The 17230-nt window shown below is 46.3% G+C and carries 14 protein-coding genes; 13 read left to right on the plus strand and 1 reads right to left on the minus strand.

Features of this window, described 5'->3' with window-relative positions; all coding sequences use genetic code 11:
* Positions 1-22: 22 nt before the first annotated feature.
* The 3 genes from H509_RS0109605 (at position 23) to holA (ending at position 3221) form a co-directional block, all read left to right on the plus strand.
* Positions 23-571 carry an RNA polymerase sigma factor gene (locus H509_RS0109605; RefSeq protein WP_028544893.1) on the plus strand — a complete coding sequence of 183 codons (549 nt, stop codon included), beginning with the start codon at positions 23-25 and terminating at the stop codon, positions 569-571.
* Positions 568-1881 carry an anti-sigma factor family protein gene (locus H509_RS26735; RefSeq protein ID WP_051286929.1) on the plus strand — a complete coding sequence of 438 codons (1314 nt, stop codon included), beginning with the start codon at positions 568-570 and terminating at the stop codon, positions 1879-1881. Before H509_RS0109605 ends, H509_RS26735 begins: the two co-directional genes overlap by 4 nt.
* Before the next feature lie 296 nt (positions 1882-2177).
* Positions 2178-3221 carry a DNA polymerase III subunit delta gene (gene holA, locus H509_RS0109615; protein ID WP_028544894.1) on the plus strand — a complete coding sequence of 348 codons (1044 nt, stop codon included), beginning with the start codon at positions 2178-2180 and terminating at the stop codon, positions 3219-3221.
* A gap of 57 nt (positions 3222-3278) precedes the next feature.
* Here the strand turns inward: holA and rpsT are convergent, their stop codons facing one another.
* Positions 3279-3551 carry a 30S ribosomal protein S20 gene (gene rpsT, locus H509_RS0109620; RefSeq protein ID WP_028544895.1) on the minus strand — a complete coding sequence of 91 codons (273 nt, stop codon included), beginning with the start codon at positions 3549-3551 and terminating at the stop codon, positions 3279-3281.
* 255 nt (positions 3552-3806) lie between these two features.
* On the opposite strand from rpsT, the gene gpr reads away from it, so the two are divergent.
* The 10 genes from gpr to H509_RS0109670 all read left to right on the plus strand — a co-directional run bounded on the left by gpr (position 3807) and on the right by H509_RS0109670 (position 17017).
* Entirely contained in the window at positions 3807-4808 is a 1002-nt protein-coding gene (gene gpr, locus H509_RS0109625) for a GPR endopeptidase (protein WP_028544896.1), read from the plus strand.
* A gap of 488 nt (positions 4809-5296) precedes the next feature.
* Positions 5297-6100 (plus strand): response regulator transcription factor, encoded by an 804-nt coding sequence (locus H509_RS0109630; RefSeq protein ID WP_028544897.1) that lies wholly within the window; start codon positions 5297-5299, stop codon positions 6098-6100.
* The gene (locus tag H509_RS0109635; protein ID WP_028544898.1) at positions 6097-7827 is read left to right on the plus strand and encodes a HAMP domain-containing sensor histidine kinase; all 1731 of its coding nucleotides are present in this window, start codon (positions 6097-6099) and stop codon (positions 7825-7827) included. The genes H509_RS0109630 and H509_RS0109635 overlap by 4 nt, the downstream gene beginning before the upstream one ends.
* 153 nt (positions 7828-7980) lie before the next feature.
* Entirely contained in the window at positions 7981-9324 is a 1344-nt protein-coding gene (locus H509_RS24840; protein ID WP_084159143.1) for a stage II sporulation protein P, read from the plus strand.
* A gap of 35 nt (positions 9325-9359) precedes the next feature.
* The gene (locus tag H509_RS0109645; protein WP_028544899.1) at positions 9360-9809 is read left to right on the plus strand and encodes a hypothetical protein; all 450 of its coding nucleotides are present in this window, start codon (positions 9360-9362) and stop codon (positions 9807-9809) included.
* Positions 9810-9922: 113 nt separating this feature from the next.
* On the plus strand, positions 9923-11743 hold the full coding sequence (gene lepA, locus H509_RS0109650) for a translation elongation factor 4 (protein ID WP_028544900.1): 1821 nt from the start codon (positions 9923-9925) through the stop codon (positions 11741-11743).
* A 186-nt stretch (positions 11744-11929) separates the two neighbouring features.
* Entirely contained in the window at positions 11930-13108 is a 1179-nt protein-coding gene (gene hemW, locus H509_RS0109655) for a radical SAM family heme chaperone HemW (protein ID WP_028544901.1), read from the plus strand.
* 151 nt (positions 13109-13259) lie between these two features.
* A complete protein-coding gene (locus H509_RS0109660; RefSeq protein ID WP_245596018.1) occupies positions 13260-13733 on the plus strand; it encodes an N-acetyltransferase in 474 nt (157 codons plus the stop codon).
* A 633-nt stretch (positions 13734-14366) separates the two neighbouring features.
* The gene (gene hrcA, locus H509_RS0109665) at positions 14367-15395 is read left to right on the plus strand and encodes a heat-inducible transcriptional repressor HrcA (protein ID WP_028544903.1); all 1029 of its coding nucleotides are present in this window, start codon (positions 14367-14369) and stop codon (positions 15393-15395) included.
* A 62-nt stretch (positions 15396-15457) separates the two neighbouring features.
* The gene (locus H509_RS0109670) at positions 15458-17017 is read left to right on the plus strand and encodes a TCP-1/cpn60 chaperonin family protein (RefSeq protein ID WP_028544904.1); all 1560 of its coding nucleotides are present in this window, start codon (positions 15458-15460) and stop codon (positions 17015-17017) included.
* Positions 17018-17230 lie beyond the last annotated feature (213 nt).

Here is a 17230-nt window from a genome sequence, read left to right on the forward strand (position 1 = left end):
TATGCAAGAGAGGGGGATCCTAGTGGTAGAGCCTGGACTTATCCGATCTGCTCAAGCAGGAGATCGCGAAGCTCTTATAACCCTTTTGCGAGAAATAGAACCATATGTTTACCGTACAGCCTATTATTTGCTGCACAACGAACAAGATGCTATGGACGCGTCCCAGGAAGCATTAATTCGGATTTATACGAAGATTAATTCCTATGAAGAGAAAGCGCAGTTTAAGACATGGGTACAACGTATTGTGACTAATATCGCGATTGACAAGTTTCGCCGTACGAAGCCGACTGTCTCGATTGACGAACATAGTTTAGTGTTTAACGGGGAACACAATGTAGAGAAAGAAGTGCTGTCCGCCTACGCCGCACAAGATATTCGTGCCGCGATAGACCGCCTTCCCGAACATCATCGAGCTGTAGTCGTTCTGCGGTACCTTCAGGATTTCTCTTACAATGAAATTGCGGAAAGCCTTAATCTGCCGCTTAATACGGTTAAGTCATATTTATTCCGCGCGCGACAACAACTGCAAACGATGCTGCAAGATTATGAGAAAGGTGGTGTGCGAGGATGAACTGTACAGAGGTGATGACACTTATGCAACGTCAGCTTGATCATGACTTAGACGAGTTGGAGCATAGCCTGCTGACAGAACATACAAGTCAGTGCCCCGCCTGTGCCGAGATGTTTGAACGGCTTACGATGCTACATGATGATTTGGAGATGCTGCCTAAGGTGACACCCAGATACAGTCTAGTTGATGCCATTCTGCCTCAACTAGATGAAATTGATCGAAGAAATTCAGACCAGCAAGCTGCGGCATTGGCTCCATTAGATTCAGAAGTAATATACAAGCAAGAACAATCCGATAATGTGCAGCCATCCACACCTACTAAGCAGCCAGCTCCAGGGTTATGGAAGAGACGTTTTAATTGGCGTGCGGCAAGTGCTGTCGTTGCAGCAGGGGTTGTGTTTGGACTGTTTATGGTCAATTATCAGCATACTAATTCAAGCGAATCTGCTGATTTTAATGCCTTGCAACAACAGGCGAAGTTAGACCAATATACGCAATCATCAGGTCAGAAAGGGACACAGCAATCTGAACATGCCTATCAACTTGATGAGGAGAAAGATGCGCTGAGTCAAGATAAGCGTGCTTCGGCACAAGGCGATCAGTCTGAGGGAACACCACAGTTGCCCTCCACATCAACATCACCTGATGGTAGCTCTGTACCTGTTGATTCGGATTCTTCTCGGCAGGATAACCGTCAGTTACCTAGCAAGGCGAACAAGGAGACAGTGCCAACTGCTAACAATCCGAAGCATAAAGTTACTACGCCTGCGCCTGAGACGAGTAAGCCACCAGTTCATGACGATAAAGAGAAGTCGTCCGAGCAGGAACGTGGGCTTTTGCCTGGAGACAAGGATAAGGGCAAAGGGACGGTTGACAAAGATAAGGATCAATCATCAGGCGCAATGAGCTTTCTTAAGATCAACGATGTAATCGAAGCTGCTTCTCCAGATCAACTTTTTGTAGTGAAGTGGCAAGCTAACAAGCTGTCATTGTTTAGTGGCGTCGAAGAGAAGAGTAAGGAAATTCAGACTATTACACTAGAAATGAAACCTGTCTCCATTCAGTGGTCTGACGACAGTAAACAGATTCTGATTACTCTAAATGATGGTCAAGAGCAGCAAAAGTTACTTGCATATGCCATTTCTGAGCAAGGGATGGTCAGTATGGACCCTGTTCTATTCACGCCTAGTACCTTAACCAACAAACAGAGCCATTCAGATTCTCATCCAAGTGACACTCAGGATGATACGGCCAAGCAGCCGCCTGTTGAAGCTGGAGAAGGAACAAGTTCTTCTCCTACTGGTGGGTAGAGGCGAGCCGCACCCGAGTTCATAAGTTAGCAGGCTAAATGTGTTTTTTCATGAGGATACCGATTTGCATGCACACTTTGGTTATCGTGCACGTATAGTGTCTTATACAGTACGAAGTAAAGGCGTTCCCGTACGTCGTATGACCGTTAGCGTTAAGGACCTAGGCCTTTCAAAGCGCTGACGTTTATCATAGATGGTATGGGACAAAGGGATTGTGTGGCAGCTGCCGCGCAGTCCCTTTGTTTTTGCGGCGAAGTCTGCTATGATCAAGAACGATAGGTTAGGGGGAATTAAGCGTGGATGTAAAGACAGCCGTTAAGGAGATCAAGCGAGGAGAGTCGCGTTCCTTATATGTGCTCTATGGAACAGAGAAATACCGTATGCAAGAGTTTGTACAATTATTAGTAGATAAGCTTATTCCAGAAGAGCATCGCGACTTTGCGATCACGAAGATGGATACTTCGGAGCACGCGATTGAAGCGGTAGTCGAGGAAGCAGAGACGATGCCATTTCTCGTTGAGCGTAAGCTGATTTTAGTAAAGGACCATTCGATCTTTGCGTCCGGCAAGGATAAGCTGGAGCATCGTACGGATCGTCTACTTACCTATATGGCGAATCCGCTTGAAAGCAGCATTGTTGTGTTTCTTATACAAGCGGACAAGCTGGATGAACGCAAGAAAACGGTCAAGTTAGCTAAGACAGCAGGTGTGGTGCTGCCCTTCCAGCCTTTTAGTGCGGATGAGCTGATGCAGTGGGTTGCTAAACAAGTGGAAACTGTCGGCAGCCAGATTGATGCACAGGGGATTGAAGCTTTGCTGAACAACGCAGGCACCCAGTTGCAGACATTATCGGCGGAGATTGAGAAGCTAAGCTTATATGTTGGGCCTGGAGGGCTTATACAGGCAGATACGATTGAGCAGCTCATTACGAAGACGACAGAGCAGAACGTATTTCAGCTTGTGGAAGATGTAATTAAGCGTCGCCCAGAACAAGCGATGCAGATGTTTCGCGAACTGCTAAAGCAGAAAGAGGAGCCGATCAAAATACTGGCTCTCATTATTCGACAACTGCGCATCATGTTGCAGGTGAAGGAGTTAACGAGCCAGAGCTTCAGCCAGCAGCAAGCGGCCTCTCAGCTTGGTTTGCATCCTTATGCAGTAAAGGTAGCTGCTGAGCAAGCTAGAAGCCATGACACAGCCTCGCTAGCGATATGGCTCGCAGAAGCTGCGGAGCTTGATTATGAGATGAAGTCAGGGCGCGTGGATAAGACGCTCGGCTTAGAATTACTTATTCTTAGGATTGCGGCAAATATGCCACGCACAAAAGAAGCCCGAAGGTAAACGCTAATGCATTTACCTTCGGGCTTCTACGCTTTAAGCTCTAAGTATGAAAGGCTCTTAAGCTTGTGCTTGCAGAGCGTTCAATTTTTGTGCCAAGCGAGACTTCTTGCGAGCAGCTGCGTTCTTGTGTACCAAGCCTTTAGTCACAGCTTTATCCAATTTCTTGGACGCCAAAGCAACTGCTGTTGTAGCAGTTTCCACTTCGTTGTTAGCCAAAGCTACGTCTGCAGCTTTAACAGCTGTACGAAGTGCGGATTTTTGAGAAGCGTTCAACAGACGACGTTTGTCATTTGTTTTTACGCGTTTAACAGCGGATTTAATGTTTGGCATTGCTTTCACCTCCGTTGCATCGTAGTGCGACAATAGAATCTATTTCACCAATACATGATAAAATGGATTCACAACTTAAAGTATTCTATCACGTTGTATAGTAAAAAGCAATACATGCTGAGCAGTAATGCCCTATGCTTGCTAGTGAGGAAAGATCAGATGCGAACGTTTTCGGAATGAGGCGGCCCGTATAACTTTGTGTGTGCTAACGCACAATACGTCCATAACGATATTGGTATTACGGGAGGAAACAGGATGACAGCCGATCTGAAAGATTATTCGGTCCGAACGGACTTGGCGCTTGAAGCTAGAGAACTGGTCCAGCCGGATGTACATATTCCGATTCCAGGCGTTCAGGAGAGCGTGGAGCATAAGGCAGGAATTAAGGTGACAAGTATTCATGTGCAAAATGAAGAGGGTTCACGTGCGATTGGTAGAGTGCCAGGGCGTTATGTAACGATGGAAGTGCCTGGCTTGCGGCGTAAAGATTCAGATTTGCAGGATCGTGTTGCTACGAAGTTTGCCCAATTGTTCGCCGGTTTCTTAAAGGACATCGGTATTAAGCCGACAGACAAAGCGTTAATTGTTGGCTTGGGCAACTGGAATGTAACACCGGATGCGCTTGGCCCTATGGTGGTTGAAAATGTGTTGGTGACACGACATTTTTTTGAACTGATGCCAGAGCAGGTTAGTCCGGGCTATCGGGAAGTGAGCGCAGTAGCACCAGGTGTTCTAGGCATTACCGGAATTGAGTCAAGTGAAATAGTGCAAAGCATTGTAGATAAGACAAAACCAGATCTAATTATTGCAATTGATGCATTAGCTTCAAAAGCGCTTGAACGCGTCAATACGACAATACAAGTGGCGGATATCGGTATTCACCCTGGCTCAGGCATCGGCAACAAACGTAAAGGTTTGACCAAAGAAATTTTAGGTGTGCCGTGTGTTGCAATCGGGGTTCCTACCGTATGCTATGCATCAACAATTGTAAATAACGCAATTGAAATGATGAAGGACCATTTTAAGGATCAAACCGAACAGACCCGTCATATTTTAGGTATGTTGGACGATATTGGAGAGCAGGACAGACTGTCACTCGTTAAGGAAGTGCTGGAGCCGCTTGGCCACGATCTGATCGTTACCCCAAAAGAAGTGGATGAGTTTATGGAGGATATGGCAAACATTATTGCGAGCGGGCTAAATGCCGCGTTACATGAAGCCGTTGATGCTGACAATGTTGCAGCTTATACGCATTAAGCAAGAAATGAGGCAGGTGTGGGGCAACAAGTGTCCCCTACCTGCCTTTTATATTGCATACTATCGTGTAACCGATTGGATAAGACCGGTTACATATATCCTCGAAGCCGCTAGCCGACGGTAAGTCTGATAATCCAGTATAACCAGGTTTTTCTTTTTTCTTCTGTGTTATCACTTACTGCTGCGTCAATAAAACAAACGAGCAGGAGCATAACTAATCTAATAAGTACATGCACAAGGTGATGGCGGCTTTCTTTTTCTTCAAAAAGTGCAGTCTAGCTACAAGGATCAGGGGAAAGCTATGCCGCCTGAATGGTGAATGCCTAAAATATATATCCGTTAAGGTTCTGTTAAGGTTACGTTTGGCAGCAGGTAAGCTTCGTCATGTAGTCTAAAAAAGATCCCGTCATTTATCGTAACGGTTGATGTACAATTGGAGACGTGGATGGGCTTGAGGAAGTGCAAGGACAAGGGAGAGGATAGATGTGATAGATTGGCGGGAAGCAAACGTGTTAGTTGTTGAGGATGAAGCAGCCCTGCTGAACTTAGTTGTGACTGTACTTCGCAAGGAAGGGTTCCTTCATATACATACTTCGTCTAACGCAGAACAAGCATTAGAACTGTGTCAGCAGCACTCTTTGGATTGTATTATTTTGGACGTAACGCTGCCTGGAAGGAGCGGCTTTGATGTGGCGCCTCATATTCGGGCTCATACCGATGCGCCGATCGTATTTGTAACGGCTAGAACGACCGATCTCGATAAGCTTACAGGCTTCGCCTTAGGTGGTGACGATTACGTTACAAAGCCGTTTAACCCTTTGGAATTGGCGGCACGGGTGAAGGCGCATTTAAAGCGCCATCTCGCACTAAAGCAGCGGATGATCACAGCGATGTCGACACAGCAACAGCCGCATTTGGGGGAGATGTCTCATCCTGCTTATAAGTCTAAGCCATTCAACGAATATGATTATGGACACTTCCTCATTCGGGAGGAAGCGGGCGAATTAATTGTGAATCATCGCGCTGTTGACTGTCCAGCAATGGTATTCCAACTGTTACTATTTCTGTGCAAACATCCTAATCGAATCTTTTCAAAAGGTGAATTGTATGAAAAGGTATGGGGCTTGGACGCCTTGAAGGACGACAATACCGTTATGGTTCATATTCATCGTATACGGGAGCGAATTGAACCTAATCCGAGTGAGCCGCAATACTTGCTAACGGTACGAGGGATGGGATACAAGTTAATTGGTGCAAAGTCTGGAAGCGGCAGCACATTGGGGACGACATGAGTACGACACGTAGATTAGCCTGGCATTATGTACGGCAGTGGACATTTGTGGCGCTTGTGCTAGTTTTTTGTGCTGGAGGATTGTTATTTTGGATTGCTGAACGGATGTCATCTTTGGATATGAATCGGTCTTTTTCTCGAAATGGAGTGCAATTCATAACGGAGTCTTTCTATAAGGATAGTTATGGTTCTTTAAGATGGAGCCAGGACATGGTTGATCAAGTCAAAGCAAGTCATGGCTGGCTGCAACTGTTAGACCCGAACGGACGAGAATTACACGGCTTTTTTACACCGGATGATGTACCAAAGCAATATGATGCAGGTGCGCTTGCTGCTTATATGCAGCGTACAGTGCCTTTTCCATACGAGCTTGTCGTGAACATTAGGCTAATAGGTGAGGACATGTATACGATTGTTTATGGCAGCAAGCCGCAAGCAGCAGAACTGCTCGACAGATGGCGGGTAGAAAAAGAAATGATGCTACCTGAGATGCGGAAAGTTCAAGCATGGACACAACTTTTAGATAAAAACGGAAATGTAATAGAAAGCTGGAATAAGCCTGCCAGTGCAAGTGGGGAAAAACAGATGAGTGCCAGTGATCTTGCACTTCGTTCGACGTATGAGGAAAGGTACCGAGAGCGGTTCGCGTATCAATATGACAAACAAACAGGAAATACTTGGGTCCTTAGAATACCTTATGACCCTACGAAGGCTGCCGTTGACGTGGTGGGTTTACGAATCGACAGAGAGTCCGATCTTATTGCCATAGGAGTCCTTGTATTTCTGGTCATTATGTTATTGTTATTTGTTTTAATGGCGTCTTGGCAAAGCACACGAAATGCAAGGCCATTGTCACATTTTATGCGTTGGGCGGCACAAATGGCACAAGGGAAATATACGGAGCCCGTGTTGAGCAGTGGGAGATCACCTGCATTTAGACGCAGTGGAAAAATGAAATCGAACTATTTACTTTACAGTGATGTACGTCAGGCAATGGAACAGTTGTCTGAACGATTAGAAGCAAGCGAGAACGAGCGAAAGCGGCATGAGGTACAGCGAGATCAATGGCTCAGTGGCTTGTCCCACGATTTAAAAACTCCGCTTGCCTCGATTATCGGATACGCACATCTATTAAATGCGGAACAATACAATTGGACGGAAGAGGAGCGTACGGAATTTACAAAGTATATTCAACAAAAGGCTGAACGGATGGACGATCTCATTTTAGACTTAAATTTGACCTATCAATTGCAAAGCCAGTCACTTCCCTTGCAGCTTGAAACTATTGATCTTAACAGTTGGTTAAAAGAAACGTTAACAGGTATGCTGCCGATTGCCGGCTACCCTACTGCCAAGCTGGAGTTTGATCCCGCACCTCACCCCGTTTATTGGAGCGTAGACGTAAGATATTTAACCAGAGCAGTTGAAAATGTATGTATGAATGGTTGGATTCATAACCCGAATGGAACAACCGTCAAAGTGAAGCTTGAACAGTCTGGTGCGAGCGTAATGATTTCGTTTCAGGATGATGGCAAGGGGATGGATGATGAATTGCAGAGCCATTTGTTCACCCGTTATTATCGCGGGCGGACGACTGATGATACGGACAAGGGGAGCGGGTTAGGCATGGCCATTACGAAGCAATTGGTTGAAGCACATGGAGGTTCCATTCTAGTATCCAGTCAAATTGGAAGGGGTACTCTTATTCAATTTCATTTTCGAAAATAAGGTTCTAGCAGATCGGTTGTCCTCATAGATTCTAGTAACAGCAATCTTTTAAACTCTTTTAAAGCTATTTCATGTGATGAAGTAGGTTAGAAGGGGAATCATGATCCAAGATTGCTAGAGTTGCTAGATTGTTTGTGAAGGAGGACCATTTAAATGAAGCCAACGGTAAAATGGATTGATATTGCACGTTTGAAGCGTAAAGGGATGGAATTGTTGACGATGGGCCGCACATTTGTGCTAATGGCGCTCGCATCGGCCGTGTTTATAGTGGTAATCGGAGTCGGAGGTATTTTGGAGCAGCGTCTTCAGACCTCTCCACTGTCTTCGATGAAGGGTGCAGCAGCGCAAATTTCAACCCAGTGGTTTGCCAGTATGCTAGCTATGGAAATGCCAAGGATGGAATCGTCACCTGAAAAGGCGGCACTATCACGCCAAGATGTGGCCCATATGCTTGTGAGGCTTGTAACTAATGTGAATCCGCTTGATCCGAAAACTTTGCTCGCGGGTGAAATGCCTGGAGTGAGTCGAGATACGTCCGTACCGTTACGGCTTGCGATTGGTAATCAAGATGCAAAAGGTCCGGAGGAATTTGTACCTGCACCTGGTGAAGAGAACGGTGCTGAGCATGGCGGAGCCCCAGAGAATACTCATAATGAGGAGAAAAAGGATGACGAGGGTCAGACAGAGACGGAGCAGTCTAATTCTGAGCCAGTGGATGAATCGACACAATCAAGTGATTTGGAGGATGAAGTCGTATTTATTTATCATTCTCACAATCGGGAGTCATGGAAGCCAGAACTGGAGAAGGAAACGGACAACCCGAATGATGACAAAAAAAATATTACCCTCGTGGGAAAACGGTTGCAGGAACAGTTGAAGAAGCAAGGGATTGGCGCGTTGCACTCCAGTAAAGATTATGTATCTACAGTACAAGGTTACAATTGGAACTTTTCTTATAAATATTCGAACCAAACTGTAAAAAAGGCGATGAGCAGCAATAAAAAATTAAAATTTTTCTTTGATATACATCGTGATTCTGCACGGCGCAAAGATACGACGGTTACGATTAAGGGGAAAACGTATGCACAAGTGTATTTTGTAATCGGACATCGAAATCCGAACTGGAAAGAAAATGAACAATTTGCCGCTAGCATTCATGAAAAACTGGAAGCTAGGTATCCAGGTATTTCCCGGGGAATTTGGGGAAAAGCGGCCTCCAAGGGAACAAACGGGGAATACAATCAGTCTTTATCGCCAAATAGTGTCATTATCGAGGTCGGCGGCATTGAAAACACATTGGCAGAAAGCAATCGTACGGCAGATGTGTTGGCTGAGTTGATTGCAGAAGTCATAAAGGAACAAAATGGAGCTAAACCTGTAACGAAGCCAGTAACCAAACCTGTAACTAAACCAATCTCTAAACCAATCTCCAAGCCAGTACATAAGCCGGCTACAACCGTAAGTGAACATTCAACTACGAGTGGAAATCATGCGTAATTGTATAGACAGCACATGTCTTAGGGGGGATAAGCATGAGATGGTTTGGGCCCAGATTATTTGGCTTGTTAGGCTTACTGGCATTGGGGATATGGATGGGGATGGAGTTGGCACAGTCCGGAATTGAACGTGTATATGGACCGATGTCCACTACATCTCAACAGACTGTTCAGCGTACCCAAGAACTTCAACCTGCACAGACACCAGATACTGCGTTGACTGCTGATGGTAACGTTGTTCAGGAGGAAAGCGGTACAAAGACTCAACGTACAGATGAGGAAGTATGGACTGATGAGGAGCAGGTGGAAATCAGAGGAACTTTTGTTGGAGCTCAGGAATCAGACGTGAAGCACAAGTCTATTTCTCAGCCACCAGCAGAGGATGCACCTGTTAATAAGTTGGCAGACAAGACAGCAGGTGTCCTCCAGCAATTATCCGAGGCGGGAATTCAAGCGATAGTGGGATTGTTTAGCGGGCTGTTTTAAATGAGCTTTCTAAAGGGAAAGTTTGATTTTTCGGTTGCCATTGCTGAGGGCCTTCACTTCCGGTATAATAAATAAATTGAATATATGGCCAGTGGTGGGGGTATAGAATACGAATGACGGAACTGCTGACGCGTCAGAAGAAGATTCGCAATTTTTGTATTATCGCACATATTGATCACGGTAAGTCAACACTTGCCGATCGAATCTTGGAATATACGGGAGCTTTATCTTCTCGTGAAATGCAAGCCCAGGTATTGGATCAGATGGATTTGGAGCGGGAACGTGGCATTACGATTAAGCTTCAGGCCGTTCGCCTGACTTACAAGGCGGATGACGGGGAAGAGTACATTTTGAACTTGATCGATACGCCGGGACACGTAGACTTTACGTATGAAGTATCCAGAAGCTTAGCTGCCTGTGAAGGCGCATTGCTTGTAGTTGATGCAGCGCAAGGGATTGAAGCTCAAACGCTCGCCAACGTGTATTTAGCGCTGGATAGCAATCTGGAAATTATTCCGGTTATTAACAAGATCGATCTTCCTAGCGCGGAGCCTGAGCGTGTGAAGCAAGAGATTGAAGACGTAATTGGTCTGGACACCTCGGATGCTGTTCTTGCGTCTGCTAAGGCAGGTATTGGTATTCGTGAGATTTTGGAACAGGTCGTACAGAAAGTACCAGCTCCAACAGGAGACCCTGAAGAGCCGCTTAAGGCACTTATTTTTGACTCGCACTATGACCCGTACAAAGGGGTTATTGTATATGTTCGTGTTGTGAACGGCTCGATCCGTACAGGCAGCAAAATTAAAATGATGGCAACAAATAAGACGTTTGAAGTGATCGAGGTCGGTGCATTTAAGCCGCGGATGTCGATTGTGGATGAGCTTAACGTTGGTGACGTAGGCTTTATCGTGGCAGGGATCAAGAACGTAGGCGACACTCGGGTTGGTGACACCGTTACCGATGCCAAGCTGCCAACAGCAGAGCCGCTGCCAGGTTACCGCAAGATTAATCCGATGGTGTTCTGTGGACTGTATCCTATTGAGACATCGGACTACAACGATCTGCGTGAAGCACTGGAGAAACTTCAGTTAAATGATGCGTCGCTGACGTTTGAACCGGAGACATCGACAGCGCTCGGATTTGGTTTCCGCTGTGGATTCCTGGGGCTGCTTCATATGGAGATCATCCAAGAGCGTATTGAGCGTGAATTTAACATTCCGCTGATTACAACAGCACCAAGCGTTATTTATCGTGTGACCTTGACTAATAACGAAGTGTTGCAAATTGACAATCCGTCCAACTATCCGGAGCAAGGCAAGATTGAGTACGTGGAAGAGCCGTTTGTTAAGGCTGCTATCATCGTGCCTAACGACTTTGTTGGTGCCATTATGGAACTTTGCCAAGGTAAACGGGGCGAATTTGTAGACATGCAATATTTGGATACGACACGTGTCACTATTACGTACCAGATTCCATTATCAGAGATTGTGTATGACTTCTTTGACCAATTGAAGTCCAGCACGAAGGGGTACGCTTCCTTTGACTATGAATTGTCTGGCTACCGCCGCTCGAACTTGGTGAAGATGGACATTATGCTGAACGCCGAGCAGGTTGATGCATTGTCTGTGATTGTGCATAAGGAAAGAGCTTATTACCGGGGCAAGGCGATTTGCGAGAAGCTGCGTGAGTTGATTCCGCGCCAGATGTTTGAAGTGCCGATCCAGGCCTCAATCGGAACAAAAGTTATCGCCCGTGAGACGGTTAAAGCTATGCGCAAAAACGTATTGGCTAAGTGTTACGGCGGTGATATTTCCCGTAAGCGTAAGCTCCTCGAGAAGCAGAAGGAAGGTAAAAAACGCATGAAGCAGGTCGGAAGCGTTGAGGTTCCGCAGGAGGCGTTTATGGCTGTTCTGAAGATCGACGAGTCTAAATAATAATCGTGAGATGGGGGCGCAAGCTCCCATCTTTGTTGTTATAAGGATTGTACAGTTGCTTGATCGGTTAAATTAGAGTTAAATGAAAACAGTACCGTTTGAACAAATAGGTACGTATCAGCAGTGAACTGTTATCCTCATAAGAGACAGTTACGCCTGATAATTGAGTAAGCAGGAGGGACTTCGATGACAACTGCACCTCGTGCGGTATATATACACATACCTTTTTGTACGAACAAATGCCATTATTGTGATTTTAACTCTTACGTGCTTAAGGGTCAGCCCGTTATGGACTACTTGCGTGCACTTGACCGTGAAATGGCACACACGGTGGCGCTTAACCCGCCAGGTGTTATCGATACGATTTTTGTGGGTGGCGGCACTCCGACCGTATTAAAGCCGGATGAAATGGCATACTTTTTGCAATCTGTACGTACACATTTCCCACAGTGGAGTGAACATATTGAGTTCAGTATGGAGGCTAATCCTGGTACTACCGATGCGGATAAGTTGGAAGTGATGCGAGCGGGAGGCGTGAATCGACTTAGCTTTGGCGTACAGTCGTTTAATAATGACCTTTTGCACGGCATAGGCCGCATTCATAATACAGACGATGTATATCGCAGTATTGCTACGGCACGCAGCGTAGGTTTTGACAACATGTCGATCGATTTGATGTTTGGTTTGCCAAATCAGACGGTCGAAATGTTAGAGCACAGCTTGGATAAAGCGCTGGAGCTGGATCTTCCGCACGTATCCATCTACTGTCTAAAGGTGGAGGAGAATACGCTCTTCCACGCGATGTATCATCGTAACGAGCTTCCACTGCCGAATGAAGATGATGAGCTGGATATGTATTTGCTTATTATGGAACGGATGAAGGCCGCTGGGTATCACCAGTATGAAATTAGCAATTTTGCGAAGCCAGGGTTTGAGAGTCGTCATAATACGACGTATTGGCGCAATGAGGACTATTATGGATTGGGTGCTGGCGCTCACGGTTATGTAGGCAGGCAGCGGCATATCAACATTAAAGGCGTGAATCCTTACGTGGAGGCGAGCAAGGATGGGCTGCCGCGGCTTGATTCCTTTACCGTTGATGAGGCAGAGGCGATGGAAGACTTTATGATGGTGGGCCTTCGTATGTACAGCGGGATTAGCCGTCAACGGTTTGCACAGCAATTCGGTGGCAAGAGCTTTGATGATGTTTTTGCTGTGCAGTTGAATAAGCTTATACAAGCGGATTTATTAGAAGTGATCGAAGATGGCTACCGTTTGTCTGAACGTGGAGTTCTGTTTGGAAACGACGTGTTTGGATCTTTTGTCGGTGTTTTGACGCGAGAAGAAGCGGCAGCTGGCAATTAAAATGAAGTCATAAATGAAAGAGGATGTCTGGTTCCCTCATAAGGGTGAATCAGACATCTTTTTTTTCAGAAAACTATTGAAAAAATATTCATTATGATGTATATTCATACACATTAATGAGATAAGTCAGTTGGGAGCAAGGGGGATAACGATGAGAGCGATGACGATGGCAGTATGCAGACGCGCGGTAGTCGCAGATGTAGATGCATTATACGAATTAATTCAGGGCTATGCGCTACAAGGGATCATGCTGCCCCGCACGAGAGAAATGCTGCTGGATCAGTTAGAGCACTTTATCGTTGCCGAGGCAGATGGACAATTAATCGGATGTGGTTCATTGACGCAGTTGGGCACAGAGTTGGTTGAGATTCGTTCATTAGGCATTTCGCCTACCCACAAAGGTAAAGGAATTGGAACGATGTTGGTGGATGAACTGCTGGATATGGCGCGCGAACGCCGTTTGACAAGAGTGATGGCTTTAACGTATGAGGAACGCTTTTTTATTAAAAATGGTTTTCATGTGGTGGAGAAAGATATTTTCCCTGAAAAAGTATGGAAAGACTGCATTAATTGCAGCAAACGCCATGCTTGCGATGAGATTGCCGTGTTGAGAATATTAAATTGACCTAATATAGATAAATGAAGCTGCTGCTTATTGGTGTATTCAGGCTAATGGGAGTGGCTTTTTTATGAGGTTCTGGCAGACATGCCACGTATTGTTATTGGGAGAAACCTAACACAGTATAGTACACTGTTTATTCATCATAATCGAGCAAGATCATTCTTGTACAGGTCTAATTGATTAATACTGGAAATAAATCGTTTTTAAATTGTAAAATCGTACAATATGAGTGGCATAGTACCAAAGCAGCGACATCTTTAAACGAGGGAAATACAAATAAATTCATCAACAAATGGTTACCTTTCATCTCGATTGTTTTGTTCAATTCGTTACTTTTTAGGATCTCTAAAGGGAGAAGGGAGGTCTATAACGATCTTTAACCAAAGAAAACAGCGTAAAAATGCAAAATAGACGCATTTAACATACTGAACTGACTTGACAATAGACTTGTCCGTTTGGTATTTTTGTATTAACAGTTAGCACTCGTTGAGGATGAGTGCTAACGACCAGTAAAGTAGAGCACCTAGCGATATGCCAAACAGGCATTCATAGGGTGCTGTCTGTGTATCTGGATGACTTCAAGCCAGCTTGATGGGGATGACGACTAGACTAGGAAGACAGAAGGGGGAATGTGTCATGCTGACTGAGCGCCAACGACTTATTCTGACAGCTATTGTAGATGATTATATCAGCTCAGCTGAACCTGTAGGCTCACGTAGCATCTCAAAACGCGGTGATGTAGCATTTAGTCCCGCGACGATACGTAACGAGATGGCGGATCTTGAGGAGCTTGGTTACTTGGAACAGCCGCATACGTCGGCAGGACGCATTCCTTCCCAGAAAGGCTACCGTTACTATGTCGACCATCTGGTTCGGTTGGACGATTTGTCGCCAGAAGAAGTCAAGCGGTTGAAAACGATGTTTGCGGAAAAAATAACAGCGATGGAACAGGTGGTTCAGCATACTTCAACAGTGCTGGCTCAATTGACCAATTATACGTCAATTGCATTAGGGCCAGAAATGTTTAATACGTCGCTGCGACATTTTCAACTGTTGCCGTTATCAGAAGATACAGCTGTAGCTATTATCGTGACTAGCACAGGACATGTGGAGAACAAGACAGTACCGATTCCACCGGGTGTATCTGCTGCTGAGTTGGAAAAGGTCGTAAACATTTTAAATGCCAAATTGACGGGTATTCCTTTGATCCAGCTTAGAGCGCAATTGTATACAGAGGTTGGGCAAGAGCTCAAGAAGTATGTCTCCCATGCACAAGAAATGATTGCGATGATTGAAAATGTGATGAGTGGTGAGGAAGTACATCGCGAGGTGTATTTGAGCGGCACAACCAATATGCTTACGCAGCCGGAATTTAAAGATGTTGACCGAATCAAGACCATTTGGGATTTGCTTGAGGAAACACCGACCCTCATCAAGGTGGTCGGGGAATCTCCCACAGGTATACAAGTGAGAATTGGTCAGGAGAATTCGCACGAGGCCATCGCTAATTGCAGCTTAATTACGGCGACATATACGTATGACGGGCAGACATTAGGTACGATCGGGCTATTGGGCCCTACTCGTATGGAATACGCAAAGGTCATGAATTTGATGAATCAAGTTTCGGGCCAGATGGCATTGTTTATGAAGCGTTGGAGTCGCTGATGAACCATAATAAGATTCGATCATCATGAAATGATGAAGAATAGATAGGAGGAGCGTCGTACATGTCTCAAGGTCAAAGTGTATGGCAAGAAAATGATGATAAATACGCTACGCTCCTCAACAATGCACAGGCAGTGCGCGCCTTATGTTCAGCTGTGGAAGGTACGTTAGGTCCTAAAGGGCTGGATGTTATGTTAGTTGGACAGCAAGGTGAGGTTATTATAACGAATGATGGCGTAACTATCTTGGAAATGATGGATGTGAGTCATCCCATTGCCAAGCTTGTTATTCAAGTAGCACGGGCACAGCAGCATGAAGTTGGCGACGGAACAACTACGGCAACTGTATTGGCTGGTGCGCTAGTGCAGGCCGGCGTTGATCAAGTGACAAGAGGCGTACCAGCCGCAAAAGTTGTTGCTGGAATCCAGTTGGGAGCTTTGTTTGCAAGCGAAGAGCTGCGCAAGCGAGCGGTACAATTGGATGGATGGGAGGACCCGTTGTTGCAGCGGGCTGTTCACATCGCAGGACGGGAACAGACGGATATTGTCAGTCTTGTGCTGCAAGCCGGCAAGTCTGTTGGCTGGGAACGATTGCGTGATCCACGATTCCGCTTGGCGGAGACGGTTGTTGCCCATGAAAAGGCAAGCAATGAATGGTTTAATGGCATGCTGCTCAAGCAGAAGCCGTTGCAGCGGGAATGGCTGATGGAAAGAGAGAATTGTCGTGTGCTAGTTCTGCGTGACAGTTTGGAGCCGGAGGCATTGGATGAACAACTGCTCACAACAGAAGCAGGGTTCCAGCAGTACATGCATTTACGGGCCAACTTTATGGAGCAGCTGGAGCGTCTGCACGAGCTTGATGTTGGCTTTATCGTACTGGAACGAGGCATTCACCCTGAAGCTGAGCAGTTCTGCCTAGACCACGATATGATGGTTCTGCAACGCGTAAGCCGCGACGATGTGCAGCGTGTCGCACGCCTCACTGGAGCAAAGCCGCTAAAGCGTGCCGCGCTTGGGAAGGATGCCTCATCACTCGATGGCATGCTTGGATGTACGGCGCGCGCTTGCTACGACGAGCGGCTTGAGCGTGTACGCTTGTACGCCCCGCATGCCGAAGCGGCGTCACCAGCTGTACGTGATAAGCAGGTGACGCTAGTAGTCGGCGCAAGCACACGCGAAGTCGTCGGAGAGCGGGCGCGCATCGCCGCCGACGCTGCTGCCGCTTTGCAGGCCGCCATACAAGGCGGCGTACTGCCAGGCGGCGGAGCCGCCGAATTGGCCGTAGCCTACGCCTTGGAGCGTTACCGCGAGACGGTACGCGGTATGGAGGCATTTGGCATTGCCGCTGTCGCAGAAGCGCTGCGTAAGCCAATGGCACAAATTGTGCTTAATGCGGGCTTTAATCCACTGGAGAAGCTGGAAGAAGCAAGAGCTGCACAGGCACATGAGGCAACTGATACGATTGGCATTGATTGCGACACAGGGGCTGTACTGGATGTATTCGATGCCGGTGTCGTCGACCCAGCAGCCGTTAAGCTGCACGCCTTGAAAGCTGCAAGCGAGGTTGCAGCCGCTGTGCTGCGGATCCACACGGTCATCAAGATGCGTGTAGATGCTGGCTAAGCATAGAACAGCAGCTATTTGGATTGACGGCTCAGGTGTCATACTGTAGAGGCAGATCAAGTTAATTGCAGTACGGCAAGTGGCAGTCCTGAATTTTTTCTTAAAGGTATTTATCGGATGAAGATGCGTATTCGACATCATATTCCGCAACATATACAGTTATTTCAGTGAACTACATAGGGGAGGTGAAAGGGTTGAAACCAGAACAAGATC

Origin of the sequence: Paenibacillus taiwanensis DSM 18679, assembly GCF_000425125.1 — a bacterium.
GTDB lineage: Bacteria > Bacillota > Bacilli > Paenibacillales > Paenibacillaceae > Paenibacillus_B > Paenibacillus_B taiwanensis.